At 66.4% G+C, this 25,660-nt stretch carries 29 protein-coding genes and 1 riboswitch; of the genes, 20 read left to right on the forward strand and 9 right to left on the reverse strand.

All coding sequences use genetic code 11. The features are described from left to right. Positions 1-12 precede the first annotated feature (12 nt). The 4 genes from ACFPPA_RS15525 to ACFPPA_RS15540 all read right to left on the reverse strand — a co-directional run bounded on the left by ACFPPA_RS15525 (position 13) and on the right by ACFPPA_RS15540 (position 3,688). Complete coding sequence (locus tag ACFPPA_RS15525; RefSeq protein WP_377321520.1) at positions 13-513, reverse strand: DUF2127 domain-containing protein; 501 nt, start codon at positions 511-513, stop codon at positions 13-15. 486 nt (positions 514-999) lie between these two features. Next, a complete protein-coding gene (locus ACFPPA_RS15530; RefSeq protein ID WP_377321522.1) occupies positions 1,000-1,206 on the reverse strand; it encodes a DUF1737 domain-containing protein in 207 nt (68 codons plus the stop codon). 185 nt (positions 1,207-1,391) lie between these two features. Next, positions 1,392-1,604 carry a YbdD/YjiX family protein gene (locus tag ACFPPA_RS15535; RefSeq protein WP_377321524.1) on the reverse strand — a complete coding sequence of 71 codons (213 nt, stop codon included), beginning with the start codon at positions 1,602-1,604 and terminating at the stop codon, positions 1,392-1,394. A gap of 11 nt (positions 1,605-1,615) precedes the next feature. Next, positions 1,616-3,688 (reverse strand): carbon starvation CstA family protein, encoded by a 2,073-nt coding sequence (locus ACFPPA_RS15540; protein ID WP_377321526.1) that lies wholly within the window; start codon positions 3,686-3,688, stop codon positions 1,616-1,618. Positions 3,689-3,860: 172 nt separating this feature from the next. Here ACFPPA_RS15540 and ACFPPA_RS15545 point away from each other — a divergent pair, with 172 nt between their 5' ends. The 4 genes from ACFPPA_RS15545 (at position 3,861) to ACFPPA_RS15560 (ending at position 5,977) form a co-directional block, all read left to right on the forward strand. Continuing rightward, positions 3,861-4,667, forward strand: a complete 807-nt coding sequence (locus ACFPPA_RS15545) for a DUF4197 domain-containing protein (RefSeq protein ID WP_377321528.1) — start codon at positions 3,861-3,863, stop codon at positions 4,665-4,667. Positions 4,668-4,741: 74 nt separating this feature from the next. Beyond that, positions 4,742-5,278 carry a peptide deformylase gene (gene def / locus ACFPPA_RS15550; RefSeq protein WP_377321530.1) on the forward strand — a complete coding sequence of 179 codons (537 nt, stop codon included), beginning with the start codon at positions 4,742-4,744 and terminating at the stop codon, positions 5,276-5,278. Beyond that, entirely contained in the window at positions 5,278-5,559 is a 282-nt protein-coding gene (locus tag ACFPPA_RS15555) for a DUF427 domain-containing protein (protein ID WP_377321532.1), read from the forward strand. The genes def and ACFPPA_RS15555 overlap by 1 nt, the downstream gene beginning before the upstream one ends. Before the next feature lie 184 nt (positions 5,560-5,743). Next, positions 5,744-5,977 carry a hypothetical protein gene (locus tag ACFPPA_RS15560; protein ID WP_377321533.1) on the forward strand — a complete coding sequence of 78 codons (234 nt, stop codon included), beginning with the start codon at positions 5,744-5,746 and terminating at the stop codon, positions 5,975-5,977. A 33-nt stretch (positions 5,978-6,010) separates the two neighbouring features. Here the strand turns inward: ACFPPA_RS15560 and pyrF are convergent, their stop codons facing one another. Both pyrF and ettA read right to left on the reverse strand, forming a co-directional pair. Beyond that, positions 6,011-6,829 carry an orotidine-5'-phosphate decarboxylase gene (pyrF, locus tag ACFPPA_RS15565; RefSeq protein WP_377321535.1) on the reverse strand — a complete coding sequence of 273 codons (819 nt, stop codon included), beginning with the start codon at positions 6,827-6,829 and terminating at the stop codon, positions 6,011-6,013. A gap of 91 nt (positions 6,830-6,920) precedes the next feature. Further along, positions 6,921-8,588, reverse strand: coding sequence for an energy-dependent translational throttle protein EttA (gene ettA, locus ACFPPA_RS15570; protein ID WP_377321537.1), 1,668 nt, complete (start codon positions 8,586-8,588; stop codon positions 6,921-6,923). 223 nt (positions 8,589-8,811) lie between these two features. On the opposite strand from ettA, the gene glyA reads away from it, so the two are divergent. The 4 genes from glyA to ribD all read left to right on the forward strand — a co-directional run bounded on the left by glyA (position 8,812) and on the right by ribD (position 12,132). Beyond that, positions 8,812-10,065 carry a serine hydroxymethyltransferase gene (gene glyA, locus ACFPPA_RS15575; RefSeq protein ID WP_377321538.1) on the forward strand — a complete coding sequence of 418 codons (1,254 nt, stop codon included), beginning with the start codon at positions 8,812-8,814 and terminating at the stop codon, positions 10,063-10,065. 88 nt (positions 10,066-10,153) lie between these two features. Then, positions 10,154-10,675, forward strand: coding sequence for a transcriptional regulator NrdR (nrdR, locus tag ACFPPA_RS15580; protein ID WP_377321540.1), 522 nt, complete (start codon positions 10,154-10,156; stop codon positions 10,673-10,675). 30 nt (positions 10,676-10,705) lie between these two features. Then, positions 10,706-11,041, forward strand: coding sequence for an antibiotic biosynthesis monooxygenase family protein (locus tag ACFPPA_RS15585; protein WP_377321541.1), 336 nt, complete (start codon positions 10,706-10,708; stop codon positions 11,039-11,041). 29 nt (positions 11,042-11,070) lie between these two features. After that, positions 11,071-12,132: a bifunctional diaminohydroxyphosphoribosylaminopyrimidine deaminase/5-amino-6-(5-phosphoribosylamino)uracil reductase RibD gene (gene ribD / locus ACFPPA_RS15590; protein ID WP_377321726.1), complete on the forward strand. Its 1,062-nt coding sequence runs from the start codon at positions 11,071-11,073 to the stop codon at positions 12,130-12,132. Positions 12,133-12,144: 12 nt separating this feature from the next. On the opposite strand, the gene ACFPPA_RS15595 is transcribed toward ribD, so the two are convergent. Both ACFPPA_RS15595 and ACFPPA_RS15600 read right to left on the reverse strand, forming a co-directional pair. Further along, on the reverse strand, positions 12,145-12,990 hold the full coding sequence (locus tag ACFPPA_RS15595) for an N-acyl homoserine lactonase family protein (protein WP_377321543.1): 846 nt from the start codon (positions 12,988-12,990) through the stop codon (positions 12,145-12,147). A gap of 27 nt (positions 12,991-13,017) precedes the next feature. Beyond that, positions 13,018-14,028: a zinc-dependent alcohol dehydrogenase family protein gene (locus ACFPPA_RS15600; RefSeq protein ID WP_377321545.1), complete on the reverse strand. Its 1,011-nt coding sequence runs from the start codon at positions 14,026-14,028 to the stop codon at positions 13,018-13,020. Positions 14,029-14,126: 98 nt separating this feature from the next. Here ACFPPA_RS15600 and ACFPPA_RS15605 point away from each other — a divergent pair, with 98 nt between their 5' ends. The 9 genes from ACFPPA_RS15605 (at position 14,127) to ACFPPA_RS15645 (ending at position 21,469) form a co-directional block, all read left to right on the forward strand. After that, a complete protein-coding gene (locus tag ACFPPA_RS15605; protein WP_377321547.1) occupies positions 14,127-15,038 on the forward strand; it encodes a LysR family transcriptional regulator in 912 nt (303 codons plus the stop codon). A gap of 105 nt (positions 15,039-15,143) precedes the next feature. After that, a riboswitch (FMN riboswitch) is annotated at positions 15,144-15,338 on the forward strand. A gap of 130 nt (positions 15,339-15,468) precedes the next feature. Beyond that, positions 15,469-16,110 carry a riboflavin synthase gene (locus tag ACFPPA_RS15610; RefSeq protein WP_377321549.1) on the forward strand — a complete coding sequence of 214 codons (642 nt, stop codon included), beginning with the start codon at positions 15,469-15,471 and terminating at the stop codon, positions 16,108-16,110. A gap of 124 nt (positions 16,111-16,234) precedes the next feature. Then, the gene (gene ribBA / locus ACFPPA_RS15615) at positions 16,235-17,326 is read left to right on the forward strand and encodes a bifunctional 3,4-dihydroxy-2-butanone-4-phosphate synthase/GTP cyclohydrolase II (protein WP_377321551.1); all 1,092 of its coding nucleotides are present in this window, start codon (positions 16,235-16,237) and stop codon (positions 17,324-17,326) included. Between the two features lie 199 nt (positions 17,327-17,525). Then, positions 17,526-18,470, forward strand: a complete 945-nt coding sequence (gene ldcA / locus ACFPPA_RS15620; protein WP_377321552.1) for a muramoyltetrapeptide carboxypeptidase — start codon at positions 17,526-17,528, stop codon at positions 18,468-18,470. A gap of 41 nt (positions 18,471-18,511) precedes the next feature. Then, entirely contained in the window at positions 18,512-18,973 is a 462-nt protein-coding gene (gene ribH / locus ACFPPA_RS15625; RefSeq protein WP_377321554.1) for a 6,7-dimethyl-8-ribityllumazine synthase, read from the forward strand. Next, a complete protein-coding gene (gene nusB / locus ACFPPA_RS15630; protein ID WP_377321556.1) occupies positions 18,973-19,419 on the forward strand; it encodes a transcription antitermination factor NusB in 447 nt (148 codons plus the stop codon). Before ribH ends, nusB begins: the two co-directional genes overlap by 1 nt. Beyond that, a complete protein-coding gene (locus ACFPPA_RS15635) occupies positions 19,419-19,961 on the forward strand; it encodes a GNAT family N-acetyltransferase (RefSeq protein ID WP_377321558.1) in 543 nt (180 codons plus the stop codon). The genes nusB and ACFPPA_RS15635 overlap by 1 nt, the downstream gene beginning before the upstream one ends. An 18-nt stretch (positions 19,962-19,979) precedes the next feature. Continuing rightward, positions 19,980-20,948, forward strand: a complete 969-nt coding sequence (gene thiL / locus ACFPPA_RS15640; RefSeq protein WP_377321560.1) for a thiamine-phosphate kinase — start codon at positions 19,980-19,982, stop codon at positions 20,946-20,948. Beyond that, positions 20,945-21,469, forward strand: a complete 525-nt coding sequence (locus ACFPPA_RS15645) for a phosphatidylglycerophosphatase A family protein (protein ID WP_377321562.1) — start codon at positions 20,945-20,947, stop codon at positions 21,467-21,469. Before thiL ends, ACFPPA_RS15645 begins: the two co-directional genes overlap by 4 nt. A gap of 78 nt (positions 21,470-21,547) precedes the next feature. Here ACFPPA_RS15645 and ACFPPA_RS15650 read toward each other — a convergent pair whose 3' ends face one another. Next, positions 21,548-22,318, reverse strand: coding sequence for an OmpW/AlkL family protein (locus ACFPPA_RS15650; RefSeq protein WP_377321564.1), 771 nt, complete (start codon positions 22,316-22,318; stop codon positions 21,548-21,550). A gap of 387 nt (positions 22,319-22,705) precedes the next feature. Between ACFPPA_RS15650 and ACFPPA_RS15655 the strand changes: the two genes are divergently transcribed. From ACFPPA_RS15655 to ACFPPA_RS15665, 3 genes are read left to right on the forward strand one after another with little or no spacing between them, the layout of a single operon-like run. Next, entirely contained in the window at positions 22,706-24,298 is a 1,593-nt protein-coding gene (locus ACFPPA_RS15655) for a cytochrome ubiquinol oxidase subunit I (RefSeq protein ID WP_377321566.1), read from the forward strand. A gap of 3 nt (positions 24,299-24,301) precedes the next feature. Beyond that, positions 24,302-25,435 carry a cytochrome d ubiquinol oxidase subunit II gene (cydB, locus tag ACFPPA_RS15660; RefSeq protein ID WP_377321568.1) on the forward strand — a complete coding sequence of 378 codons (1,134 nt, stop codon included), beginning with the start codon at positions 24,302-24,304 and terminating at the stop codon, positions 25,433-25,435. Positions 25,436-25,444: 9 nt separating this feature from the next. Continuing rightward, the gene (locus ACFPPA_RS15665) at positions 25,445-25,657 is read left to right on the forward strand and encodes a hypothetical protein (protein ID WP_377321570.1); all 213 of its coding nucleotides are present in this window, start codon (positions 25,445-25,447) and stop codon (positions 25,655-25,657) included. Positions 25,658-25,660 lie beyond the last annotated feature (3 nt).

Raw genomic sequence — 25,660 nt, forward strand, 5'->3', positions numbered from 1 at the left:
CGGCCGCTCCGTTCAGTGCGGGCTGCGTGGCTGCAGCGCGATGCGCACGAGGTACACGATGATCGCCACATTGCCGACCAGGGTGGCCAGCTTGAGCCAGCCGAAGTGGTACAGCGTTTCGTACAGTTCCAGTGGAATCAGCGAGCCGGTGGCGATCACCGTGAACCACTCCGCCCAGTACTTGCCCAGCCACAGCCCGACGCCCTCGATGCCGAACAGCACCGCGTAGCCGAGGGCGACCGCACCGATCGCCACGAACTGGCTCGGGCCGAAGTCCTGCAGCAGTTCGACCAGTTTCCAGCGCAGGCCGTTGCTGTCGGCCAGGGAAAGGTGTTCCAGCCAGCGCACCAGTGCCTCGAAGTTCTGTTGGGTGTCCAGATGGAAGGCGGCCATCGCCACCAGCAGCAGGCACCCGGTCTTGATGAGTTCGTAAACGGCGATGACGCGCAGGCCGGCGTGGTGCTGGCCGGGTGCGGTAGCCGCTGGGGCGTCGGTGGATTCGGGGAGGGGCATGGGCGGCGACTGCATGGGCAGGGGGTATTGTCGCCGATCGGGGGCGGGATGGCCTGTGTGTGATGGCATGGCTGCGCGCGCCGGATTACCGACAACCTGTGGGAGCGACTTCAGTCGCGATGCTCTCGCTCTGGCGCCCGTGTAGGAGCGCACCTTGTGCCCGGTGCTCTTGATGTGGAAAACAGAGAGCTTTCACCCTCCTGCGGAGGGCGAGGTACTTCTCTTTTGCTTGTCCACGTGCACGCAGGAGCGCGCATGAACAGCGAAGCTGACCCGAAGGGCGGAGGGCAGGATGCCCGCAGTAAAAGAGAAGTACCCAGCAACTGTCTTGAACGTCTGTTGCTATGCCACCGTTGCGCGGTGGTGCGCGCCGGAGAGTCGAGAGCAAAAAATCCCGCTTTTAGCGGGACTTTTCAAAGTCGTGAATGTCTCAGTTCGGCGGCGGAAACTGACATCCTGAAGCGGCTGCTGCACTCTCTTCCGGCGCTAGCCTTTTGTCGGCCAAAGTATCGCCTGGGCTACGACGACATGGTCACCGTTGAATATCGCCGCAGGAGAGCCGTACAGCTCATAGCCAAGATCCAGCGCCTCCGAGACGCGACGGCAAAATGCAGCGTCGTCTCTGCCTGTAAGCAGGCGATATCGAGGAAGGTCGTCGGGCGGTAGATCTGACATGAGAGTAGTTTCTGACATTTCTTCGGGTCATTGATTATGCCCGCTTCAGGTCGACTTCTGCCCGTCGCAACCTGCGCGGCAATCATCGGGCCGGGAAGGTGGCCATGGTGCGAGCATTCAACGCATGAACCCGACCCGCAAGAACGGGGCAGGTTCAGATACGGCAGCAACCGCTTCGGGTCGAAGGCGGCACGGGGTCGCGATCAACAACAGCGCCCACCGCCACCCTTGTAGCGGGCTTCCTGCCGCTCGCGGAAGAACTCCTCGTAGCTGGGTACCCTGCGTTCGGGGTGGTGTTCGCGCAGGTGTTTCACGTAGGCGTCGTAGTCGGGCAAGCCGCAGCAGAGGCGGGCGGTCTGTACCGCCCGCGCCCAGACGGTGCGGAGCATGTGATGGCCGTGGGTCGACATGTTCATGAGCGACATCCTCAGCTGGCGACACTGCTCAGTGCCACATACGGTTCTTCATGCGCGGTCGGGTGGTTGGTGCGCCATGCGCGGAGCAGCGCACGCAGGGAGAAGATGACCATGGTCACGATCAGCGCCATGAACAGGCCGGTGAGCGCCATGTCGACGTAGTTGTTGGTGACGATGCGCTGCATCTCGGCCACGCTCTTGGCGGGCGCCAGCAACTGGCCTTGCTGCATCGCGGCGTTGTACTTGTTGGCGGCAGCGGTGAAGCTGATGGTGCCGACGAGTTTTTCGTAGCCGGCGGTGAGGGTGCAGACGATCAGCCACAACGCCGGGATGCCCGGCACCAGCACGAAGCGCTCGCGCTTGAGCTTCACCACCACCACGGTGGCCAGCATCAGTGCGATCGCCGCGAGCATCTGGTTGGCGATGCCGAACAGCGGCCACAGCGTGTTGATGCCGCCCAGCGGATCGACCGCGCCCTGGTACAGGAAGTAGCCCCACAGTGCCACGCAGATCGCGGTGGCGAGCAGGTTGCCGGTCCACGAGGCGGTCTCCTTCAGCGGCTTGTAAACCAGCCCGGCGATCTCCTGGATCATGAAGCGGCCGACGCGGGTGCCGGCATCGACCGTGGTGAGGATGAACAGCGCTTCGAACAGGATCGCGTAGTGATACCAGAACGCCATCATGCCGCCGCCGGGGATGATGTTGTGCAGCAGCTGGGCCATGCCGACGGCCAGCGTCGGTGCGCCACCGGCGCGGCTGAGGATGCTGGATTCGCCGATGTTCTTCGCTGTCTGGATGAGCTCGTCCGGGGTCAGCACGAAACCCCACTGGCTGATCGTGGTGGCGGCCTGCTGCACGGTGGTGCCGATCAGTGCGCTGGGCGAGTTCATCGCGAAGTACACGCCCGGATGCAGCGAGGTGGCCGCGACCAGCGCCATGATCGCGACGAACGCCTCCATCAGCATGCCGCCGTAGCCGACCATGCGTGCCTGGCCTTCATTGGCCAGCAGCTTGGGCGTGGTGCCGGAAGCGATGATCGAATGCCAGCCGGAGACGGCACCGCAGGCGATGGTGATGAACAGGAACGGGAACAGGTTGCCGGCGAACACCGGGCCGGTGCCATCGATGAACTTGGTCACCGCCGGCATCTGCAGGGTCGGCGCGGCCAGGAAGATCGCCAGCGCCAGCAGCGCGATGGTGCCGATCTTGAGGAAGGTGGAGAGGTAGTCGCGCGGCGCCAGCAGCAGCCACACCGGCAGGATCGAGGCGCAGGAGCCGTAGGCGATCAGCAGCCAGGCCAGTGCCCTGGCGTCGAAGTCGAACATCGGTCCCAGCGTGGCCGAATCGGCCACGTACTTGCCGAACCAGATCGAGGCCAGCAGCAGCACCAGGCCGATCAGCGACACCTCGAGGATGCGGCCCGGCCGGAACCAGCGCAGGTAGGTACCCATCAGCAACGCGATCGGGATCGTGCAGGCGACGGTGAAGGTGCCCCAGGGGCTGTGCGTGAGCGCCTTGACCACCACCAGCGCCAGCACCGCCAGCACGATCATCATCAGCACCAGCACGCCGATCATCGCCACGATGCCGGGCAGCGGCCCCAGTTCCTCGCGCAGCATGTGGCCGAGCGAGCGACCGTCCCGGCGCAGCGACAGTCCAAGGATCATGAAATCCTGCACCGCGCCGGCGAACACCACGCCGAACAGGATCCACAGCGTGCCGGGAAGATAGCCCATCTGGGCGGCCAGCACCGGGCCGACCAGCGGTCCGGCGCCGGCGATCGCGGCGAAGTGGTGACCGAAGACCACCCACTTGTCGGTCGGCACGTAGTCGAGGCCATCGTTGCGCAATACCGCGGGCGTCGCCCGGGTGGGATCCAGTTGCAGCACCGAGTATTCGATGAACTTGCCGTAGAAGCGGTAGCCGATCACGAACACCGAGATCGCGGCGGCGACCAGCCAGATCGCATTGATCGGTTCGCCGCGGCGCAGGGCGACGACGCCCAGGCAGAACGCGCCGACGATGGCGATCGCGACCCACAGGATCTTGCTGGCTGGGCTCGGCTGGGGAATGGCTGCTTGCATGGCGGGCTTCTCCTCGGCAATGCCTCCAAGATGCTCCCCGTCCGGCGCGAGGGTCAATCCCCCAGCCGACCGGCCGGCATTAGCCATTGGTCGTATGGCCAGACACGTCGGTCATGCTGCGGGTTTCCCGCGGAGGTACACTGGCCGCCCAGTCGAAGCCAGGGAATTCTTCATGCGCATTCCGGTTCGCCACGGCTTGCTTGGCCTGGCCCTCGCCGCAGCGGTGCTGCCGGTGGCCGCCACCGGTTCCAGCCAGTTCAAAAACCTGCTCGACAAGGTCAAGCAGTCGACGCACTCGCCCAGTTCAGCAGCGCTCGGCAGCAACCTGCCGACCAGCGACATCGCCGCCGGCCTGAAAGAGGCGCTGGCCAGGGGCACCACCAACGCGATCAACAGCCTCGGCCGCGACGGTGGGTTCTGGAACAACAGCAAGGTGCGCATCCCGCTGCCGGGCAAGCTCGAGCAGGCCGGCAAGCTGGCGCGCCAGCTGGGGCAGGGGGCGAAGGTGGATGCGTTCGAGCTGAGCATGAACCGCGCCGCCGAAAAGGCCGTGCCGCAGGTGGCGCAGATCTTCGGCGATGCGATCCGCAAGATGACGTTGAGCGATGCGCGCGGCATCCTCACCGGCGGCGATCGCGCGGCTACCGACTATTTTCGTCGCGTGGCCGGCGACGCCCTGACCGCACGCATTCGTCCGATCGTGGCCAGGGCCACCGACAGCGTCGGGGTCACCCAGAAGTACAAGTCGTTCACCTCGGGCAGCAGCGGTGGTTCGCTGGGCAGTGCGCTCGGTGCGCTGGGCGCGCTGGGCGGCGGCAAGTCGAACAAGGGCGGCAGCGCGCTGGATCTGGACGATTACGTGACGGCGAAGACATTGGACGGCCTGTTCACCACGATCGGCGAGCAGGAACAGTCGATTCGCCACAATCCCGGCGCACGCAGCACCGAGCTGCTGAAACGGGTGTTCGGCGGCCACTGAATCGCGGGCGGGGCTTGTGTCCCGCGATAAAGGCCATACGGAAGGGAGTGGACATCTCCCGAGGCGAGGCCCGCATGATTCGTGACATTCTGAAGATGGGCGATCCGCGCCTGCTGCGCATTGCGCCCCTGGTACCCCCGGCGATGCTGGGCAGCGCCGAGCTGGATGCGCTGATCGCCGACATGTTCGACACCATGCACGCGGCCGAGGGCGTCGGCCTCGCCGCGCCGCAGATCGGCGTCGACCTGCAGCTGGTGATCTTCGGCTTCGAGCATTCGGAGCGTTACCCGGACGCTCCCGAGGTGCCGCGCACGATCCTGCTCAATCCGGTGATCACCCCGTTGTCGCAGGACATGGAGGAGGGCTGGGAAGGTTGCCTTTCGGTGCCCGGCCTGCGCGGTGCGGTAAGCCGTTACAGCCTGATCCGCTATGAAGGCATCGACCCGGCAGGAAAGCGCATCGAGCGGACGGCCGAGGGGTTTCATGCCCGCGTGGTGCAGCACGAGTGCGATCACCTGATCGGCCGCCTGTATCCCTCGCGAATCACCGATTTCAGCAAGTTCGGTTACACCGACGTGTTGTTTCCGGGACAGGAGCTGGGAGACGACTGATGCGCGCGATCTGGAAAAACACCGTGATTGCGGAGAGCGACGACACCGTCGTGGTCGAAGGCAATCACTACTTTCCCGCCGAATCGCTCCGGCACGAGTATTTTCGCGTCAGCGATCACCACAGCCTCTGCCCGTGGAAAGGCACGGCCAGCTACTACGACGTGGTGGTCGGCGACGAGGTGAACGCCAATGCGGCGTGGTATTACCCGGAACCGAAAGACGCTGCGGCGCAGATCAGGGGCCACGTGGCGTTCTGGCGCGGAGTCGAGGTGCTCGACTGATTCGTTCGCAGCGGCAGGTGCGACGACCAGCGGCGCGACTTCCCTGGCCCGAGGCAACGCCCGGCCTCATGCCGTCGCATTCGGAAGAGGCGCGCAACACCCGTTGAACTCCGGTTGGCGTAAGCTGCACGAGGGCGGATATCCGCCCGGGAGATGTTCGGTGAAGAAAGAAGACGAAACGCACATGCAGATTGTGTCCGCTGACATCAGTTCGGAGTCGCTTACCGGGATGGTGATTTTCAGGCCACATTGCGTGTCGCGCACGGGGCGGAATGTGCCCGAAACCAGCAAGACCGGCAATTGGTATGCCCTGCGTCCCGCCGAAGTGCGCAGCTTCGCCCGCGCCCTGCTGGACGCGGCCGATGCACTGGATCTGAAGGCCAAGATGCTGCAGGCATCGAAGATGGCCGCGGGCTGATAGCGTGACGACGCCCGGCTGAAACCGGGCGGATCAGCTGTACCGATACCGGTTGACCGTGTCACGCAAGGTGCTGGCTGCGCTGCGCGCGGCGGTGGCGAAGTCGCTGCCATCGCCGGCATACAGGATCGCCCGCGAGGAGCTGATCATCAGCCCCGTGCCATCCGTCGTGCGTCCATGTTGAACCACGGCTTCCACGTCGCCGCCCTGTGCGCCGATGCCGGGCACCAGCAGCGGCATGTCGCCGACGATGCCGCGCACCTTGCCCAATTCCTCCGGCCAGGTGGCGCCAGTGACCAGGGCGCAGTTGCCGTGCGTATTCCAGTCGCGGGCGATGGTTTCGGCCACGCGCAGGTACAGCGGCATGCCGCCGCAGTCGAGAGCCTGGAAGTCGGCGCCGCCGGGGTTGGAGGTGCGGCAGAGCAGGATCACGCCCTTGTCGGCGCGGTCCAGGAAGGGCTGCGCCGAATCGCGGCCCAGGTAGGGGTTCAGCGTCACTGCGTCGGCACGGTAGCGATCGAACGCCTCGCTGGCGTAGTGCTGCGCGGTGGAGCCGATGTCGCCGCGCTTGGCATCGAGGATCACCGGCACGCCGGGATGCCGCGCGTGAATGTGTGCGATCAGCCGTTCCAGCGCATCTTCGGCGCGCAGGGCGGCAAAGTGGGCGATCTGCGGCTTGAACGCGCAGACCAGGTCGGCGGTGGCATCGACGATGGCGGCGCAGAAGGTGAACACCGCATCGGCATCATCGGCCAGATGCGCGGGAAACTTCGACGGCTCCGGATCGAGCCCGACGCAGACCAGCGAGTCGTGGCGTTGCCAGGCCTGTTGCAGCGATTGCATGAAGTGCATCGGAAACTCCGTGTGAGGAACGAGCGAGGAGGAGCGAGAAACGAGTAGTGGCACTCACTCGTTTCTCACTTCTGCCCACTCACTTCCGGCGTCAGGCCAGCTTCTTGTACTTCACCCGGTGCGGCCGCGCGCCTTCCTCGCCGAGACGACGCTTCTTGTCGGCTTCGTACTCGTTGTAGTTGCCGGGGAAGAACTCGACGTGCGAATCGCCCTCGAACGCGATGATGTGGGTGGCGACGCGATCGAGGAACCAGCGGTCATGCGAGATCACCATCACGCAGCCGGGGAATTCCAGCATCGCGTCCTCCAGTGCGCGCAACGTGCCCACGTCCAGATCGTTCGAGGGCTCATCGAGCAGCAGCACGTTGCCGCCCTGCATCAGGGTCTTGGCCAGGTGCAGCCGGCCGCGCTCGCCGCCGGACAGGCTGCCGACCAGTTTCTGCTGGTCGGTACCCTTGAAATTGAAGCGGCCGATGTAGGCGCGCGACTGCAGCTCGTAGCGGCCGATGGTGATGATGTCGGCACCGCCGGAGACTTCCTGCCACACGTTCTTCTTCGGGTCGAGGTTGTCGCGCGACTGGTCGACATAAGCCAGTTGCACGGTGTGGCCGAGCTTCACTTCGCCGTCGTCGGGCTTTTCCACGCCGGTGATCAGTTTCATCAGGGTGGATTTGCCGGCGCCGTTGGGGCCGATCACGCCGACGATGGCGCCCGGCGGCACCTTGAACGACACGTCGTCGATCAGCAGGCGGTCGCCGAACGACTTGCTGACGTTCTTGAACTCGATCACTTCCTGGCCCAGGCGCTCGCCCGGCGGGATGTACAGCTCGTTGGTCTCGTTGCTCTTCTGGTACTCGACCGAGTTCAGTTCCTCGAAGCGGTTGATGCGCGCCTTGCCCTTGGACTGACGCCCCTTGGCGGCCGAACGCACCCACTCCAGCTCGCGTGCCAGCGCTTTCTGGCGACCCTTTTCGGACGCCTCTTCGCGCGCCATGCGCTCGCCTTTCTGCTCCAGCCACTCGGTGTAGTTGCCCTTCCACGGAATGCCGCGGCCGCGATCGAGTTCGAGGATCCATTCGGCCGCGTTGTCGAGGAAGTAGCGATCATGGGTGACCGCCACCACGGTGCCCGGATAGTCGTGCAGGAACTGCTCCAGCCAGTCCACCGACTCGGCGTCCAGATGGTTGGTCGGCTCGTCCAGCAGCAGCATGTCCGGCTTGGACAGCAGCAGGCGGCACAGCGCCACGCGGCGCTTCTCGCCACCGGACAGTGGCCCGATCAGGGCGTCCCACGGCGGCAGGCGCAGCGCGTCGGCGGCCACTTCGAGCTGGCGCTCCAGCGCGTGGGCGTCGTTCGCGGCCAGCAGGTTTTCCAGCGACTCCTGCTCCTTGGCCAGCTTGTCGAAGTCGGCGCCTTCCTCGGCGTAGGCCGCGTAGACCTCCTCCAGCCGCTTCTGCGCATCGAGGATCTCGGCGACGCCTTCCTCGACCGCCTCGCGCACGGTCTTTTCCGGATCGAGCTGCGGCTCCTGCGCCAGGTAGCCGATCTTGGTGCCCGGCTGGGCCCGTGCCTCGCCCTGGAAGTCGGTGTCCACGCCGGCCATGATCTTCAGCACGGTGGACTTGCCCGCGCCGTTGACGCCGAGCAGGCCGATCTTGGCGCCGGGGAAGAACGAGAGCGAGATGTCCTTGATGATCTGCCGCTTCGGCGGGACCATCTTGCTGACTCCGTTCATGGTGTAGATGTATTGCGAGCTCATGGAGCCTCCGGAGGCGTGCGCCAAGCTGCCTTGATGAGGCCAGCGCTGGAATTGGGAAATCGTCAAACCCCACATTATAGCGGTTTGCGGGGCAATCCCGAAGCGCGGCGCGCTGGCCGGCGATGCGGGCCCGGTGAGCCCGATGCTGGCCGTTGCTGGCTGCAAACACCCGGCGGCGCTACAATTTCCCGCTTGTTCCCGCTTGCCACCCCACGAGGCCAGAATGTTCCCCAAGGACTGCACGATTGCCGGTTACGACGACGAACTGGCCAAGGCCATCGCCGATGAAGGCCAGCGCCAGGAAGATCACGTCGAACTGATCGCCTCGGAGAACTACGCCAGCCCGCGGGTGATGGAAGCGCAGGGCTCCAAGCTCACCAACAAGTACGCCGAGGGTTACCCAGGCAAGCGCTACTACGGTGGCTGCGAGTACGTGGATATCGCCGAGCGGCTGGCGATCGAACGCCTGAAGCAGCTGTTCGGCGCCACCTACGCCAACGTGCAGCCGCATTCCGGCTCGCAGGCGAACCAGGCGGTGTACCTGGCGCTGCTGCAGCCGGGCGACACCATCCTGGGCATGAGCCTGGCCCACGGCGGCCATCTCACCCACGGCGCCAAGGTCAATATCAGCGGCAAGCTGTTCAACGCGGTGCAGTACGGCGTCGACGAGAACGGCCTCATCGACTATGACGAAGTGCAGCGCCTGGCCACCGAGCACCGGCCGAAGATGCTGGTCGGCGGCTTCAGCGCCTATTCGCAGGTGGTCGACTGGGCGCGCATGCGCCAGATCGCCGACTCGGTCGGCGCGATCTTCTTCGTCGACATGGCGCACGTCGCCGGGCTGATCGCCGCGGGCGTCTATCCCAGCCCGCTGCCCCACGCGCATGTGGTCACCTCGACCACCCACAAGACCCTGCGCGGTCCGCGCGGCGGCATCATCGTGGCGAAGGACGCTGGCGAGGAGATCGAGAAGAAGCTGCAGTCGATCGTGTTCCCGGGCATCCAGGGTGGCCCGCTGATGCACGTGATCGCGGCCAAGGCGGTGGCGTTCAAGGAGGCGCTGGAGCCGGCCTTCAAGACCTACCAGGCGCAGGTGGTGAAGAACGCCCGGGCGATGGCGAAGACCTTCATTGCGCGCGGCTACAAGATCGTTTCCGGCGGTACCGAGAATCACCTGATGCTGGTCGACATGATCGGCAAGGATGTCACCGGCAAGGCCGCTGAAGAGGCACTGGGCAAGGCGCACATCACGGTCAACAAGAACGCCGTGCCGAACGATCCGCGCAAGCCGTTCGTCACCTCCGGCCTGCGCATCGGTACCCCGGCCGTCACCACCCGCGGCTATCTCGAAGCGGACGTGGTCGAACTGACGAGCTGGATCTGCGACGTGCTGGACGCGCCGGACGACGAGGCGGTGATCGCCCGCGTTCGCGACGCGGTGACGGCGCAGTGCCGCAAGTTCCCGGTTTACGGCTGAGCCGGGAACGAGTGAAGAGGAACGAGAAATGAGAATGGTCCAGAACCAGAGCACTCTTTTCTCACTCCTCCACACTCACTTCTAGCCCATGCATTGCCCCTTCTGCCAGCATGAAGACACCCGCGTGATCGACTCGCGGCTTGCCGAAGACGGCAGCACCGTGCGTCGTCGGCGTGAATGTCCGCAATGCGGCGAGCGCTTCAACACGTTCGAGACCGCCGAGCTGAAGTTGCCGACGATCGTGAAGAGCGGTGAGCGGCGCGAGGTGTTCGACGAGCGGAAGTTGCGCGTGAGTTTCGAGCGCGCGCTGCAGAAGCGCCCGGTAGCCAGCAACGATGTGGACGCGTCCGTCCGCGCGATCATCAACGACCTGCGTCGCAGCGGCGAGCGCGAAGTGCCGTCGCGCCAGCTTGGCGAACTGGTGATGCGGGAGCTGAAGAACCTCGATCAGGTCGCCTACGTGCGGTTCGCCTCGGTCTACCGCAAGTTCGAGGACGTGCAGGCGTTCCGCGAGGAGATCGAGAAGCTGGAGCGTGACCTGCCGGGGCTGGAAAACCTGCAGCTTTCGCTGCTCGGCGAAGGCGACGGCAAGCGCGGCAAGAAGAGCTGAACGGCCGCTCCCGGCGTCGGAGGAACAAGCATGTTCGTAGCGATCTACCGCTGGCGTCTCCACCCCGAACGGGAGCAGGACTTCGTCGCCAACTGGCATCGCATCACCCGGCTCGGACTCGCGGCCGGTTCGGGCGGATCGAGCCTGTTCAAGGACGCGCAGGGCCGCTGGGTCGCCATAGCACGATGGCCGTCGCGTGAGGCGCGCGACCGCTTTTTCGCGCAGATGGATGCTCACGATGCCGAGCCGGAGATGACCGGGCGCGCCCGACTGGCGGTGCTCGAGCGCCTGCCGGCCGAGGAACTGGATGGCGTGCTGGACTGCTGGGCGCCGTTCCCCGACACCACCCCGGCGCCCGATTCGTGACCACGTTCAGCGCGATCGACCACGCCCACATGACCCAGGCCCTGCAACTGGCCGGGCGCGGGCTCTACACCACCCAGCCGAACCCGCGCGTGGGTTGCGTGATCGCGCAGGGCGAGGCAGTCGCCGGTAGCGGTTTTCACCAGCGCGCCGGCGAACCGCATGCGGAAGTGTTCGCCTTGCGCGAGGCCGGCGAACGGGCGCGCGGCGCGACCGCCTACGTGACGCTGGAACCCTGCGCCCACCACGGACGCACGCCGCCATGCGCCGATGCGCTGGTCGCCGCCGGCGTGGCGCGGGTGGTGATCGCCAGTGACGATCCGTTCCCCCAGGTCAACGGCCGCGGCATCGACAAGCTGCGGGCCGCCGGTATCCAGGTGGACACCGGCCTGATGAGCGAAGCCGCGCGTGAACTCAACATGGGGTTCTTCAGCCGCCTCGAACGCCATCGCCCGTTCGTCAGGGTCAAGCTGGCGATGAGCCTGGACGGCCGCACCGCGCTGGCCAATGGCGAATCGAAGTGGATCACCGGTGAAGCCGCCCGGGCCGATGTGCAGCGCTGGCGCGCGCGCAGCTCGGCGATCCTCAGTGGCAGCGGCACCGTGCGGGCCGACAATCCACGGCTCACCGTGCGCCTGCCGGACGAGGAGGCGTTCACCCCGCCATGGCGGGTGCTGCTGGATCGCCAGCTGCGCACGCCGGCGGGCAGTCATGTGCTGGACGGCTCGGTGCCGACCCTGCTGTTGCACGAGCCGAGTGCATCCTGCGCGGACGATCGCTTCGGTCGGGTCGAACGGATCGCGATCGCCACGGGACAAGAAGGGCTCGACCTGGCCGCCGTGCTGGCCCTGCTGGCCGGTCGCGGTTGCAACGAGCTGCATGTGGAAGCCGGTCCGACCCTGTGCGGCGCGCTGTTCGCCGCCGGCCTGGTCGACGAACTGCTGCTGTATGTCGCGCCGCTGTTGCTGGGCGACAGCGCCCGCCCGCTGCTGCACCTGCCCAACCTGACCGACATGGCCACCCGCTGGCAACTGCAGCTGATCGACCAGCGCGTGCTGGGTCCGGATATCCGTCTGCGCCTGCGGCCGGGCTGACCGTCCCGCTCCTCAATGCAGGTACGCGGGGAACGGTGGCAGCAGGGCAATGTCTCGTGGGTCGTGCTGGATCACCACTCGCGCATGGGCCCGTGCGGCGATCGCCTCGAACCGCTGCATCGATACCAGCGTGGCGGCTCGGTCGACGTTGACCCTGGGCACGCGCCGCAGCCGGCGGGCTTCACGGCTGTGGTAGAGATCGCCACTGAGCAGTACCACGCCAGCGTGGGGCAGACGCAGTTGCAGCGACTGATGGCCGGGCGTGTGGCCGGGCAGCAACAGCAGTTCCACGCTGCCGTCGCCGAAGACGTCCGTGTCGCCATCGACGAGGCGGATTTTTGCGTGCCTGTATGCGGCGATCGCGGCCAGCGGTTCGAACGGCGGTGGCGTGGGGCCGGTCGCGGCGGCCAGTTCCCGGCGCTGCAGGATCCAGGTGGCGTCGCCGAACAGATTCGCATTGCCGGTGTGGTCGACGTGCCAGTGCGAGAATGCCAGGTAGTCGATATCGGAAGGCTTCAGGCCCAGTGCCTTGAGCTGGTCGACCAGCCTGATCCGGATACTGCCGTGAATTGCCGGGCTGAAGTCGACGCCACCGGGATGATCGGCAAGGGCATCACCCAGGCCGGTATCCCACAGCAGATAGCCCCTTGGATGGCGAATCAGGAAACATGGCACCGACATCGTCCCCGGCTTGCCGTCCAGTGCGCCGCTGTCGTCGAACATGCCCATGTCACGCATGTCGAGGCGACCGCAGTCGAGCAAGTACAGGCGAATGCCGGTTGGCGCGTCGGTTGAGCGAGCGAACGTGGCGAAGGCCACCAGCGCCACGAACAACAGCCCGCACGTGATGCGGGGCAAGGAAGTGAAGTCACGCACGGGGGGCTCTCAGCGGTTGAAGTCGATGACGAGTTTGCCGAAGTGGCGGCCCGCGACCAGATGCTCGAAGGCCTCGCGCAGTTGGGTGAAGCCGTAGACGTGGTCGATCACCGGTTCCAGGCCAGTGGCCTCGATGGCAGCGACCATCTGCTCGTGCGTTTCCAGCGACGCTACCGAAATGCCCTGCAGGCGGATGCGCTTCAGAACCACCCTGGACAAGGGCAGTGTGGCGTCCATCCCGCCGATCCAGCCGAGCAACCCGATGAAGCCGTGCATGCGCACGGCCTCCAGCGATTGCGCCAGCGTCGCCGCGCCGATCGTCTCGATCACCGCATCCACACCGCTGCCACCGCTGACCTCACGTACAAGTGCGCCCCACTGCGGGTTTCTGGCGTAGTTGATGCCGATGTCGGCGCCCAGGACCTTCGCGCGTTCCAGCTTTTCGTCGCTGGACGACAGTACGATCACCCGTGAACCGCGCAGTTTGGCGAACTGCAACGCAAACAGGGAGACACCGCCGGTGCCGAGCAACAAGACGGTCTGGCCGGTAGTGACGTGGGCCTGCTCCAGCACTTGCCACGCGGTGAGCGCGGCGATCGGCAAGGTGGCGGCCTGCAGGCTGGAAAGATGCGCAGGCGCGCGGGCCAGCGAGTACTGGTCGAAGCAGGCCAGTTCGCGCATCACGCCGGGCTCGGGGCCGCCGATCTCGGCGCCTTCCCATTCCGGCCGCATGGCGCCGGCGATCCAGCGCGACTTGTAGAACGTGGTGACGTGATCGCCTGGCTTGAACCGGGTCACCGCGTCGCCGACTTCCAGCACGGTGCCGGCGCCGTCGGACACGGGCACGATAGGCAACGGCACGCCGCGGTAAAGATCGCCGGACACCAGCATGTGGTCGCGATAGTTGAGCGAAGCCGCTTCCATCCGCACCAGCACTTCGTGGGGGCCGGGACGCGGTGCGGGCAGGTCGACCGGATCGAGATGATCCAGGCCGAACGCGGTGAGCTGGATGCTGCGCATGACGTGCTCCTTGACGGGAATGAATGGAAACGCCGTCATGGTGGCCCTGCCTTGTTCGAGTGATAATCCATCGTCATGGCATATCTTTTGTTCACTGAATGAACCAATCATTCGAGCTCACGCCGACCCGCCTGCGCGAGTTGCGCGGCTTCGCCGCGGCGGCCAGGCGGCTGAATTTCTCGCAGGCCGCCCGCGAGGTCGGTTGCACGCCTTCGGTGCTGAGCCGGCGCATCGCCGCGCTGGAAGACGCCGTGGGCGGCAAGCTGTTCCTGCGCACCACCCGGCGGATGACGCTGACCGCGCGCGGCGAGCAGTTGCTGGCACATTGCCAACGGCTGGAGGCGGTCGCGGCCGATCTTGCGGCCGACCTGTGCCCGCACCGCGGCGAGCCGGCCGGTCGCTTGCGCGTGCATCTGCCGGCGGCCTATGGTCGCCACCGCATCGCGCCGTTACTGGCCTCGTTTATGCGTCGGCATCCGCTGATCCGGCTTGAGGCGATCTACGACGACGCCTACGTCGACATGGTCGAGGCGAAGATCGACCTGGCGTTGCGCGTGGGCAGGCTCGCCGACACGCAACTGGTGGCGCGGCGGGTCGGCACGATGCGCCGCTATCTGTGCGCCGCGCCGGACTATCTGGCTGCGGCGCGGCCGCTGGTCGACCCGGCCGACCTGAAGGAACACCGCTGCATCGCTTTCAGCGGGTTGCGCACGGGCACGCTGTGGCAGTTCAGCCAGCAGCGCCGACGGCGTTCGGTGCGGATCGATCCGGTGCTCTCGAGCAACGACGCGCGGGCCGTGCTCGATGCCGCACTGGCCGGCGTCGGCATCGCGATGCAGGGCGACTACATGGCCGATCCGCTGGTGGCGGCAGGACACCTGGTTGAAGTGTTGCAGGACTGGCCATTGAGCAGTTCACCGATCCATCTGCTGTGGCTGCCCGGTGCGGATCGGACGCCGGCGCTGCGGCGCCTGATCGACGATCTGGTTGGGGCGCTGGCCGGGGACTGAGGCCTGCCTTCATCGTGCGTGAAACGGAACACTGTTTCCCGCCCGTGCGGCAGGCCTGGACAGCGGAAGTGATAGACTGCCGCAGCCGGCCTGGCCGGCAATACACGACGTCTTCAGGGCGGGGCGAAATTCCCCACCGGCGGTAGGTTGAAGGGTTCACCCCCGACAACGAGCCCGCGAGCGCCTCGGTCCGATCCTCGATGGAGCCGGCCGAGGGTCAGCAGATCCGGTCAGATGCCGGAGCCGACGGTTGGAAGCGGGTGACTGCTTCCTCACAGTCCGGATAAAGAGAAGACGGCGGGACGGGCGCCTGATGGCGCGCGTCCGGCCTCATGCCTTGGGGCGTTTTTCGCAGCTCTCGACGCGGGAAACGTTTCATGAAATCCATTGCATTCATCGGGAATATCGCCCTCCTGCCGGAGCCGTGCTGATGTTCACCGGCATCATCCAGTCCGTTGGCCGCGTCGTGCGTCTCGAACCGCGCGGCGGCGATGTGCGGCTGGCCGTCGATACCGCCGATCTCGATCTCGCCGATGTGCAGCTGGGCGACTCGATCGCCGTGTCCGGGGTCTGCCTCACCGCGATCACGCTGGAGCCGCGCGGCTTCAGTGCGGACGTCTCCAACGAAACGCTGTCGCTGACCTCGCTGGGCCAGCTCAAGGCCGGCGATCCGGTGAACCTGGAAAAGGCGCTGCGCCTGGCCGACCGGCTCGGCGGCCACCTGGTGTCCGGTCATGTCGACGGCCTCGGCAAGGTGGTCTCGATCGTGCCCGATGGCCGCTCGCAGCGCTGGACGTTCGAGGTGCCGGCGGCGATCTCGCGTTACATCGCGGCGAAAGGCTCGGTCTGCATCGACGGCACCAGCCTCACCGTCAACGAGGTGGCCGGGCATCGCTTCGGTGTCAACCTGATCCCGCACACGGTCGAGCACACCGCGTTCCATGTCCGCCGCGTGGGCGACGCGGTGAACATCGAGGTGGACGTGATCGCCCGCTATGTCGAACGGCTGCTGGCCAGTGGCGAGGCGCCGCGGCTGGACGAGGCGTTCCTCAAGCAACACGGTTTCGCCTGATCGAGGAACGAGTGCGCAGGAGTGAGAAACGAGTGAGGCAGCAGCCTGCTTCGAACTTTTTCCTGCTCCTCGCCCCTGACCCCTCTCTTTTCACTTCTCTCAACTATTTCCTCGGTCTCCTCCTATGAGCTTCAACACCATTCCCGAAATCCTCGAAGACATCCGCGCCGGCCGCATGGTGGTGATCCTCGACGACGAAGACCGCGAGAACGAGGGCGACCTGGTCATGGCCGCGCAGATGGTGCGGCCGGAGGACATCAACTTCATGGTGCGCGAGGCGCGCGGGCTGGTCTGCGTCACGCTGACCGAGCAGCGCACGCGCCAGCTCGGCCTGAAGCCGATGGTCAGCGACAACACCTCGGCCTACCACACCAACTTCACCGTCTCGATCGAGGCGGCCGAAGGCGTCACCACCGGCATCTCGGCGCACGACCGCGCGCGCACCATCCAGGTGGCGGTGAAGGGCGATGCGAAGCCGCAGGACCTGTCGCAGCCGGGGCACATCTTTCCGCTGACCGCGCAGCCCGGCGGCGTGCTGACCCGTGCCGGGCACACCGAGGCCGGCTGCGACCTGGCCGCGCTGGCGGGGCTGGAGCCGGCCGCCGTGCTGATCGAGGTGCTGCACGAGGACGGCTCGATGGCGCGCCGGCCCGAGCTGGAGATCTTCGCGGCCAGGCACGGCCTGAAGATCGGCTCGATCGCCGACCTGATCCGCTACCGGCTGGAAACCGAAAAGACCGTGCAGCGCGTGCACGAGGAACAGGTGGAAACCGAGTTCGGCCCGTTCCGGCTGGTCGCCTATCGCGACGTGATCCGCCGCGGCCTGCACTACGCGCTGGTGCGCGGCAAGGTGAATGACGGCGCGCCGGTGCTGTCGCGCGTGCACGTGCGCAATACCTTGTCCGACGTACTGCACCTCAAGCGCGACGATCTCGGCCTCACCGTCACCGCCGCATTGCGGCGCATCGACGAAGAGGATCGCGGCGTGCTGCTGGTGCTGTCCGGCGAGGACACCCCCGAAGCCTTGCTGGCCCGCCTCAACCGCCAGCCCAGCACCCAGGCGCCGGAAGAAGTGCAGCAGCAGGAATGGCGCCAGCTCGGCCTGGGCGCGCAGATGCTGGCGGATCTGGGGGTGCACAAGCTGCGCGTGCTCGGTACGCCGCGCAAACTGGTCGGCCTGGCCGGGTTCGGGCTGGAGGTGGTCGAGCACGTCTAGGAGAGAAGTGAGTGCAGAGGAGTGACAAGTGAGAGGAGAAGCTCCCGCCTCGCATGTAAGCTCTGCGCAGCCGGCTGCTCCTGATGCACCGCATGAAGTCAGCCTTTGAGCCGGACAGAGCCCCTTCGTCGACCCTCGCACGCACCACACTCATTTCTCACTCCTCCACACTCACTCCTCAACGCCTACGCGCACTCCCATGACCCGCATCCGACTGATCGCCCCCTCCGGTTATCCGCAAGACCCCGCCGCGATGACGCGTGGCGTGGCACGCCTGCGTGCGGCTGGCTGCACGGTCGAAGGGCTGGACGTGCTGGAGCGCACCGAACGGCGGTTCGCCGGCAGTGACGCCCAGCGCGCTGCGGACATCAACGCGCTGGCCACGATGGCCACGCTGCCGGATATCGCCCTGGCGACCCGGGGCGGCTATGGCGCGGTACGCCTGCTGGCGCAGCTGGATTACGACGCGCTGGGCGAGCGCCTGCGCGACGAACCCATCGCGCTGGTCGGCCACAGCGACTTCACCGCGCTGCAGCTGGCGCTGTATGCACGGGCCGGCCTGTGCACGTTCAGCGGGCCGCTGCTGGCGGATCTCGGTGCCGAGCCGCGCAGCGAGTTCAGCTGGCAGCAGTTCTGGACCACGCTGACCTCGCCGACGGCCAGCCTGGCGTGGTCGAGCACGATCGCGGCCGACATCGACGTGCAGGGCCCGCTGTGGGGCGGCAATCTCGCCGTGCTGTGCAGCCTGCTGGGTACGCCGTATTTCCCGCAGATCGAGGGCGGCATCCTGTTTGTCGAGGATGTCGGCGAATCGCCGTACCGGATCGAGCGGATGTTCTACCAGTTGCAGCTGTCCGGCGTGCTGGGCCGGCAGCGGGCGCTGGTGCTGGGCAGCTTCAGCCAGTGCGAGCCGGGCGCTCGTGACAACGGCTACGACCTGGCCGCCGCGTTCACGCAGATTCGCGCCATGGCCGGCATTCCGGTGATCGACGGCTTGCCGCACGGCCATGCGTCCGAGCTGCTCACCCTGCCGTTCGGTGCATCCGCGCAATTGCGCGTCGACGGCCAGGCGGCGCGACTCGAAGTCAGCGACTATCCGCACCTCAGCGGATGCGCCCCGGTCAACGTCGCCGAAAACCCGTAAAATACCCGGCCCGCAGGGGCTCGCCCACAGGAAACCGATTCATGAAGACCATCGAAGGCGATTTCGCCACGCCCAAGGGCCGTTTCGCCATCGTCGCCGGCCGCTTCAACGGCTTCGTCGTCGAGCCGCTGGTAGCCGGCGCGCGCGACGTGCTGGTGCGCCACGGGGTCAAGGACGACGCGATCGACCTGGTGCGCGTGCCCGGTGCCTGGGAGATCGCGCTGGCCGCCCACAAGCTGGCGAACTCCGGCAAGTACGCCGCGGTGATCGCGCTGGGTGCGGTGATCCGCGGCAGCACGCCGCATTTCGACTATGTCGCGGGCGAGTGCGCCAAGGGCCTGGCCCAGTCCGCCTACAGCTCCGGCGTGCCGGTGGCGTTCGGCGTGCTGACCACCGACAGCATCGAGCAGGCGATCGAGCGTTCCGGCACCAAGGCCGGCAACAAGGGTGCGGACGCGGCGATGGCCGCGCTCGAGATGGTCAACCTGTACGGCCAGCTCTGATGGCCCAGCATCAGCAGGGACTGGACATGCAGGCGCGCTCGCGCGCCCGCCGCCGCGCGCTGCAGGCGCTGTACGCCTGGCAGCTCAGCGGCAGCCACATGAATGCGGTGATCGAGCAGTTCCGCCACGAGCAGGATATGGAAGTGGCCGACCTCGAGTACTTCGAGGACCTGCTGCATGGCGTGGAGAAGCACGTCGACGTACTCGACGCCGCGTTGCGCCCGCACATCGACCGCGAGGTGGCGCAGATCGATCCGATCGAACGCGCCGCGCTGCGACTGGCCGCGTACGAGTTGAAGTTCCGCCCCGACGTGCCGTACCGTGTGGTGATCAACGAGGCGATCGAGGTCACCAAGCGCTTCGGCGCCGATCACGGTCACAGCTACGTCAACGGCGTGCTGGACAAACTCGCCGCCGAATTGCGCGCGGTCGAGAAGCGCGGCTGATGCCGGGCGCTACCGTTCCGGCCGACGCGGCGGTGCCGGTGATCGAGACCGAACGGCTGCGCCTGCGCGCCCACCGCGCCGACGATCACGCCACCTGCCTGGCGATCTGGTCCGATCCCGAGGTGGTTCGGCATATCGGCGGCCGGCCGTTCACCAGCGAGGAAGCCTGGAAGCGCCTGCTGCAGTACCGCGGCATGTGGAGCCTGCTCGGCTACGGCTACTGGGCCGTCGAGGAAAAGCACAGCGGTCGCTACATCGGCGATGTCGGCCATGCGGATCTACGGCGCGACCTGCAACCGTCGCTGCATGGCATGCTTGAGTGCGGCTGGGTGCTGGCGCCGCAGGCGCACGGCAAGGGTTACGCCAGCGAGGCGGTGGCGGCGGCCTGCGGCTGGGCTGACGCGCAGTTTCCGGAGCGGCGCGTGGTGTGCATCATCGCGCCGGAGAACCGGGCTTCGATCCGGGTCGCCGAGAAGGCCGGGTTCCAGCTGTGGTGCGAATCCACCTACCACGACAGTCCCACCCTCATGTTCAAGCGCTGATTCCGCGGCGGCCGCCTGATGGAATTCGACCTGATCGAACTGATTCGCCAGCGCACCGCGCAGCCGCGCGACGACGTGCGGCTGGGTATCGGTGACGATGCCGCCGTGCTGGCGGTACCGGCGGGGCAGGAGCTGGTGGTGGCGATCGACACCCTCGTCGATGGCGTGCACTTTCCGCGCGCCACCGCTGCGGTCGACATCGGCTGGAAGGCGCTGGCGGTGAATCTGTCGGATCTCGCCGCGATGGGTGCCAGCCCGGCCTGGGCCTTGCTGGCGCTGACCCTGCCCAGCGCCGACAGCGCGTTCGTCGAGGGTTTTGTCGAGGGCTTTTCGCTGCTGGCGCGACCGCAACGGCTGGCGCTGGTGGGCGGTGACACCACCCGTGGTCCGTTGACCGTCAGCGTGGCCGTGCATGGTTTCGTGCCGCCGGGCCGAGCGCTGACCCGGGCGGGTGCACGGGTCGGCGATGCCGTGCTGGTCACCGGCACGCTGGGCGATGCCGCCGCCGGCCTGCATGCATTGCAGCAGCCGGTACGCAACGACGAAGGCCGTGCCGGCCTGCGCGAGTTCCTGATCGGGCGGCTCAATCGCCCCACGCCCCGGCTGGCGGCCGGCATCGCGCTGCGCGATCAGGCCAGTGCCTGCGTCGATGTCTCCGATGGCCTGCTCGCCGACCTGGGTCATATCTGTGCCGCCAGCGGCGTCGGCGCGGAGATCGAGGCGGCGCTGTTGCCGCGCTCGTCGGCGCTGCTGGATCTGCATGACGACGCCACCGCACTGCAGTTCGCCCTCGGCGGTGGCGATGACTATGAGCTGTGCTTCAGCGTGCCGGCCAGTCGGCTGGGCCAGGTGCAGGCCGATCTGTCCCGGCTCGGCTGCGGCGTGACCCGGATCGGCCGCATCGTGGAAGGCGAAGGCGTGCGCGTGCGCGGCCACGGCGGCGCGTGGATCGATACCGCTCAGCCGGGTTGGGAGCATTTCCGGTGAACCCGAAGAAGCATCTCGGCACGGCACAGCGCCGCGCCCTGCTGGCCACCCCGGCGGGCTGGCTGGCCTGCGGTTTCGGTTCTGGCCTGACCCCGGTGGCGCAGGGCACCTTCGGCTCGCTGGCCGCGTTGCTGCCCTGGCTGCTGCTGCGCGAGTTGCCGCTGCTCGCTTATCTGCTGGTGCTGCTGATCGGCTTCGCCGTCGGGGTCTGGGCCTGCGATGTCGCCGGCCGGGCGCTGGGCGTGGACGATCACCGCAGCCTGGTCTGGGACGAATTCATCGGTCAGTGGATCGCGCTGCTGCCGCTGCTGGTTCCGGCCCTGCTTCCCGCCAGCGGTTTCCGCTGGTGGATGATTTTCGCCGGCTTCGTGCTGTTCCGCCTGTTCGACGTATGGAAGCCCTGGCCGATCCGCTGGATGGATCGTCATCTCAAGGGCGGCATGGGCGTGATGGTGGACGACGTGGTGGCCGGCATTTTTGCCGCGCTGGCGCTGGCTGCCGGACTGCATGGGCTGGGCTGAACGCCGGTCGTTCCCGCGTGCCGGACAAGTCACGCGAGGGAAGTGTAATGGCACGTCCCTGTGCCGATGGGTGAAACCTCAGAAGCGGTAGCCGAAGCTCAGGCCGTAGACCAGCGGATCGACCTTGGCCGTGCCCACCTTGGTCCCGTTGACGTGAACGTCGCCGGAGATGCTGATCCAGCGAACGTCCGCCGTGAGCAGCCACTGCGGCGACAGTTGCACGTCGATGCCGGCGTGGGCGGCAGCACCCCAGCTGTTGTCGATTTTCACCCGGGTGCCCTGCAACGGCCCCTGGCCTTTGGTGCTGAAGAAATAGGTGTAGTTGAGGCCCGCCCCGACGAAAGGCGACACCTTGGCGTCCGGCATGAAGTGGTAGTTCACGCCGAGGGTCGGCGGCAATTGTCTGGTGCTTGCCGCAGTCGTCCCATCCAGCCTGATGTCGTGCTTGAACGGCACCGCGGCGAGCAGTTCGACACCCCAGGACGGCGTGATCAGATACTCCAGGCTGACGGTGGGTCTGGTATCGCTGGCGATGCTGGCCTTCATGCCGGCCAGTTGGCCATTGTCGGATTTCGGGTTGACCACGTGCGCGCCGAAGCGCAGCACCCACGGATCATCGGAGGCGTGCGCATTGGACACGGCGCCGGCAGCGAGAACGGCCGCCATGAGTGCCGGGAGCAGAGGCTTCATAACTTTCTTCCTTTCGTTGTTGGGGAGTCGCGGGGCATTCTCGAAAGTACGGCCCGGGTCGAATTGACCGGGGTCATATTCAACGGCGGCGACAGCCGTCCTGCGACCAAACGCCACAACCATCTCGTTCGGGGGCAGACGAATCGTCATCTGCGGCATGCCTTGCCGTTTCCTAGCGAACCGCGCGCATCGATGCCCGGATGACATCTGGCAACCACGGCCCTCGTCGCGAAGCCGATGGCCTTCCGATTGACCACAGTCAAATACCTCGTCGCCCCGAAGCGGAATACTTCGCCACAGTTGCGGCGCGTCGGGCATGAGCGCAGTCCATTACCGCCATTCTTGTGAAAAGTGCCGATGACATCGCTGGGGAAACAGGTGACGTACATCGAAACCGGATCCGGCGAGTCCCATGCGACCGCGGCGCCCTCGTGGCCGTCGCTGCTCGTTGTTCCGGCAGGCAGCGACAGAGCCGCAGCACTCCCGCACCCCCTGGTCATGATGATGAGCAAGCACGTAACCCACTCCCGTTAGGAAGCCACCCCCATGCACGACATCACAGTCGTTGACCTGTCCCGCTGGCAATTCGCGCTGACCGCGCTGTACCACTTCCTGTTCGTCCCGCTGACGTTGGGTCTGTCCTTCCTGCTCGCCGCGATGGAGACGGTCTACGTCACCACCGGCAAGCCGATCTATCGGCAGATCACCCAGTTCTGGGGAAAACTGTTCCTGATCAACTTCGCGCTCGGTGTGGCCACCGGTCTCACCATGGAGTTCGAGTTCGGCACCAACTGGTCCTTCTATTCCAGTTTCGTCGGTGACATCTTCGGTGCACCGCTGGCCATCGAGGGCCTGATGGCGTTCTTCCTGGAAGCCACCTTCATCGGCATGATGGTGTTCGGCTGGGATCGCCTGAAGCGGGGCCAGCACCTGGCCGTCACCTATATGGTGGCGCTCGGCTCGAACCTGTCCGCGCTATGGATCCTGATCGCCAACAGCTTCATGCAGGCACCGGAAGGGGCGAGCTTCAACCCGACCACGATGCGCATGGAACTGAGCAGCCTGACCCAGCTGATCTTCAGCCACGATGCCCAGGCGAAGTTCGTGCACACCAGCATCGCCGGCTACGTCACCGGGGCGATCTTCGTGGCCGGCATCAGCGCCTGGTACCTGCTGCAGCGACGCCATGTCGAGCTGGCCCGGCGCTCGTTCCGCATGGCGGTATTGTTCGGTGTGCTGGCCACCGCGGGCGTGATCACCCTGGGCGACGCCCTCGGCTTCATCGGCGGCCAGGCGCAGCCGACCAAGCTGGCGGCGATGGAAGGCCTGTGGAAGAGCGAGCCGGCGCCGATGCCGTTCAACCTGATCGCGTTTCCGTCGCAGAAGGACCAGATGAACCATGGCCAGCTGCAGGTGCCGTACGCGTTGTCGCTGCTGGTCACCCATTCGCTGGATGGCACGGTGCCGGGTGTCGATCGGCTGGAGCAGGACGCCGCGGCGCGCATCAGGGACGGCATCCCGGCCGTCTCGGCGTTGCAGACGCTATCGGCCACTCCGGGCGATCCCGCGGCGCTGGTGCAGTTCCGATCGCACGAGAAGGATCTCGGTTATGGATTCCTGGTGCAGCGTTACGCGCCGGACGTGAGCAAGGCCACCGAGGAACAGATCGCCACCGCGGCGCGCGACACGATTCCGCAGGTGGCACCGATATTCTGGTCGTTTCGCGCGATGGTCGCGATGGGCCTGGCGATGCTGGCCTACTTCGTGCTCGCGGTGCTCTACAGCATGCGCAACGTGATCGAGCACAAGCGCTGGTTCCTGAAGATCGCCGTGTGGATGATCCCGGTGCCGTTCCTGGCCTGCGAGACGGGCTGGCTGGTTGCCGAACTGGGACGCCAGCCGTGGACGGTGTACGGCATGCTGCCCACGTGGATGTCCGCTTCCACCCACAGCGTCGGCTACATGGTGTTCTCCCTGATCGGCTTCGTGGCCCTCTATACGGCCTTCATCATCGCCGAGATGTATCTGATGGTGCGTGCGGTTCGCCAGGGTCCCGACGAGCCCCATGCGAGCGGGGACGATCGACTTGTCAATCACAAATCGCAGGCCGCCCGCATGGCCGGCTACGCGGAGGGCTGAGCGATGGAACTGTACGCAGTACTTCAAATCACCTGGTGGCTGCTGCTCGGCGTGCTGCTGATCGGACTGGCCGTGATGGTCGGCATGGACATGGGCGTGGGTACGATCCTGCGCTATGTCGGGCGCACCGACATCGAGCGCCGGGTCGCGCTGAACATCATCGGCCCGCACTGGGAGGGCAACCAGGTGTGGTTCGTGCTCGGCGGCGGCGCGGTGTTCGCCGCGTTCCCGCTGATCTATGCCACCGCCTTTTCGGGCTTCTACGTGGTGATGCTGTTGCTGTTGTGGAGCATGATCATGCGCCCGCTCGGTTTCGAGTACCGCAGCAAGCTGCCATCGGCCGCCTGGCGCGGCACCTGGGACTGGGCGCTGTTCGTCAGCGGCCTGGTGCCGATGGTGGTGTTCGGCGCGGCCTTCGGCAACCTGTTCCATGGCGCGCCCTTCCACTTCAGCTGGAACCTCACCTCGACCTATACCGGCTCCTTCCTCGGCCTGCTCAATCCGTTCGCGATCCTGTGCGGCTTGCTGTCGGTGGCACTGTCGGTGTTCATGGGGGCGGCGACCGTGATGAACGGCGCGGTGGATGCCATCTACGAACGAGCCCGCACGCTGGCCCGCGTGTCGGCAGCGCTGGCGATCGTGCTGTTCGCGATCGGTGGTGTCTGGGTGCGCGGCATGCAAGGCTTCGTGTTGACCGGCAGCCCGGCACCGGGCGTCGCACAGACCCCGTTGCAACAGGGGGTGTCCCTGGTCGACGGCGCCTGGTTCGGCAACTTCCACGCCCATCCGCTGCTGTGGATCGTGCCGGTGCTGGGCTTTGCCGGGATGCTGCTGGGGCTGCTGGCCGCCGGCGCAAGGCGTTCGCACCTGGCCTGGTGGCTGGGCGCGCTGGCCTGGCTCGGTGTCATCGGTACGGCGGGCGTGGCGCTGTTTCCCTTCCTGCTGCCTTCCAGCAGCATGCCCGCGCAGAGTCTGACCGTGTGGAATTCCAGCTCCAGCCAGCTCACCCTGACCTGGATGGTGGGTTTCGCCGCGGTCTTCGTGCCGCTGGTCCTCTGGTACACCAGCTGGGCCTTCTACGTGATGCGCGGCAAGGTCGAGGCCGAACATGTCGCCGCCGACGAACACGCTTACTGAGGATCCGCCATGAAAACCTTTCTGCAATTCATTCTCTTCATGGTCATTGCCCTGGTGGTGATCCTCATGGCCATCGTGCTCGGCGGTTCCGGCGCCTGGTATTTCGCCTGGCTGGTCGGTACCGGCATGATCGTGCTGATCACCGCTGCCGGCGGCGCCATGCTCGACGCGCAGGACGAGCATGCCGCGGACCAGACGAAAGCCGGCGCGGCGGAAGTGTGAATC

The organism is Rhodanobacter ginsengisoli (assembly GCF_042657065.1).
Classification (GTDB): domain Bacteria; phylum Pseudomonadota; class Gammaproteobacteria; order Xanthomonadales; family Rhodanobacteraceae; genus Rhodanobacter; species Rhodanobacter ginsengisoli.

Bases quoted from the DNA above. Each gene is read 5' to 3' on its own strand.
- ACFPPA_RS15650 (WP_377321564.1), bottom strand. From the start codon at position 22,318: ATGCCGCAGATGACGATTCGTCTGCCCCCGAACGAGATGGTTGTGGCG.
- ACFPPA_RS15545 (WP_377321528.1), top strand. From the start codon at position 3,861: ATGCGCATTCCGGTTCGCCACGGCTTGCTTGGCCTGGCCCTCGCCGCA.
- ettA (WP_377321537.1), bottom strand. From the start codon at position 8,588: ATGAGCTCGCAATACATCTACACCATGAACGGAGTCAGCAAGATGGTC.
- ACFPPA_RS15535 (WP_377321524.1), bottom strand. From the start codon at position 1,604: ATGAACATGTCGACCCACGGCCATCACATGCTCCGCACCGTCTGGGCG.
- ACFPPA_RS15525 (WP_377321520.1), bottom strand. From the start codon at position 513: ATGCCCCTCCCCGAATCCACCGACGCCCCAGCGGCTACCGCACCCGGC.
- cydB (WP_377321568.1), top strand. From the start codon at position 24,302: ATGGAACTGTACGCAGTACTTCAAATCACCTGGTGGCTGCTGCTCGGC.
- ACFPPA_RS15540 (WP_377321526.1), bottom strand. From the start codon at position 3,688: ATGCAAGCAGCCATTCCCCAGCCGAGCCCAGCCAGCAAGATCCTGTGG.
- ACFPPA_RS15585 (WP_377321541.1), top strand. From the start codon at position 10,706: ATGTTCGTAGCGATCTACCGCTGGCGTCTCCACCCCGAACGGGAGCAG.
- def (WP_377321530.1), top strand. From the start codon at position 4,742: ATGATTCGTGACATTCTGAAGATGGGCGATCCGCGCCTGCTGCGCATT.
- ACFPPA_RS15610 (WP_377321549.1), top strand. From the start codon at position 15,469: ATGTTCACCGGCATCATCCAGTCCGTTGGCCGCGTCGTGCGTCTCGAA.
- ACFPPA_RS15605 (WP_377321547.1), top strand. From the start codon at position 14,127: ATGAACCAATCATTCGAGCTCACGCCGACCCGCCTGCGCGAGTTGCGC.
- nrdR (WP_377321540.1), top strand. From the start codon at position 10,154: ATGCATTGCCCCTTCTGCCAGCATGAAGACACCCGCGTGATCGACTCG.
- ACFPPA_RS15655 (WP_377321566.1), top strand. From the start codon at position 22,706: ATGCACGACATCACAGTCGTTGACCTGTCCCGCTGGCAATTCGCGCTG.
- ACFPPA_RS15530 (WP_377321522.1), bottom strand. From the start codon at position 1,206: ATGTCAGAAACTACTCTCATGTCAGATCTACCGCCCGACGACCTTCCT.
- pyrF (WP_377321535.1), bottom strand. From the start codon at position 6,829: ATGCACTTCATGCAATCGCTGCAACAGGCCTGGCAACGCCACGACTCG.
- ACFPPA_RS15665 (WP_377321570.1), top strand. From the start codon at position 25,445: ATGAAAACCTTTCTGCAATTCATTCTCTTCATGGTCATTGCCCTGGTG.
- ACFPPA_RS15635 (WP_377321558.1), top strand. From the start codon at position 19,419: ATGCCGGGCGCTACCGTTCCGGCCGACGCGGCGGTGCCGGTGATCGAG.
- ribD (WP_377321726.1), top strand. From the start codon at position 11,071: ATGACCCAGGCCCTGCAACTGGCCGGGCGCGGGCTCTACACCACCCAG.
- ACFPPA_RS15555 (WP_377321532.1), top strand. From the start codon at position 5,278: ATGCGCGCGATCTGGAAAAACACCGTGATTGCGGAGAGCGACGACACC.
- ribBA (WP_377321551.1), top strand. From the start codon at position 16,235: ATGAGCTTCAACACCATTCCCGAAATCCTCGAAGACATCCGCGCCGGC.
- nusB (WP_377321556.1), top strand. From the start codon at position 18,973: ATGGCCCAGCATCAGCAGGGACTGGACATGCAGGCGCGCTCGCGCGCC.
- ribH (WP_377321554.1), top strand. From the start codon at position 18,512: ATGAAGACCATCGAAGGCGATTTCGCCACGCCCAAGGGCCGTTTCGCC.
- glyA (WP_377321538.1), top strand. From the start codon at position 8,812: ATGTTCCCCAAGGACTGCACGATTGCCGGTTACGACGACGAACTGGCC.
- ldcA (WP_377321552.1), top strand. From the start codon at position 17,526: ATGACCCGCATCCGACTGATCGCCCCCTCCGGTTATCCGCAAGACCCC.
- thiL (WP_377321560.1), top strand. From the start codon at position 19,980: ATGGAATTCGACCTGATCGAACTGATTCGCCAGCGCACCGCGCAGCCG.
- ACFPPA_RS15560 (WP_377321533.1), top strand. From the start codon at position 5,744: ATGCAGATTGTGTCCGCTGACATCAGTTCGGAGTCGCTTACCGGGATG.
- ACFPPA_RS15600 (WP_377321545.1), bottom strand. From the start codon at position 14,028: ATGCGCAGCATCCAGCTCACCGCGTTCGGCCTGGATCATCTCGATCCG.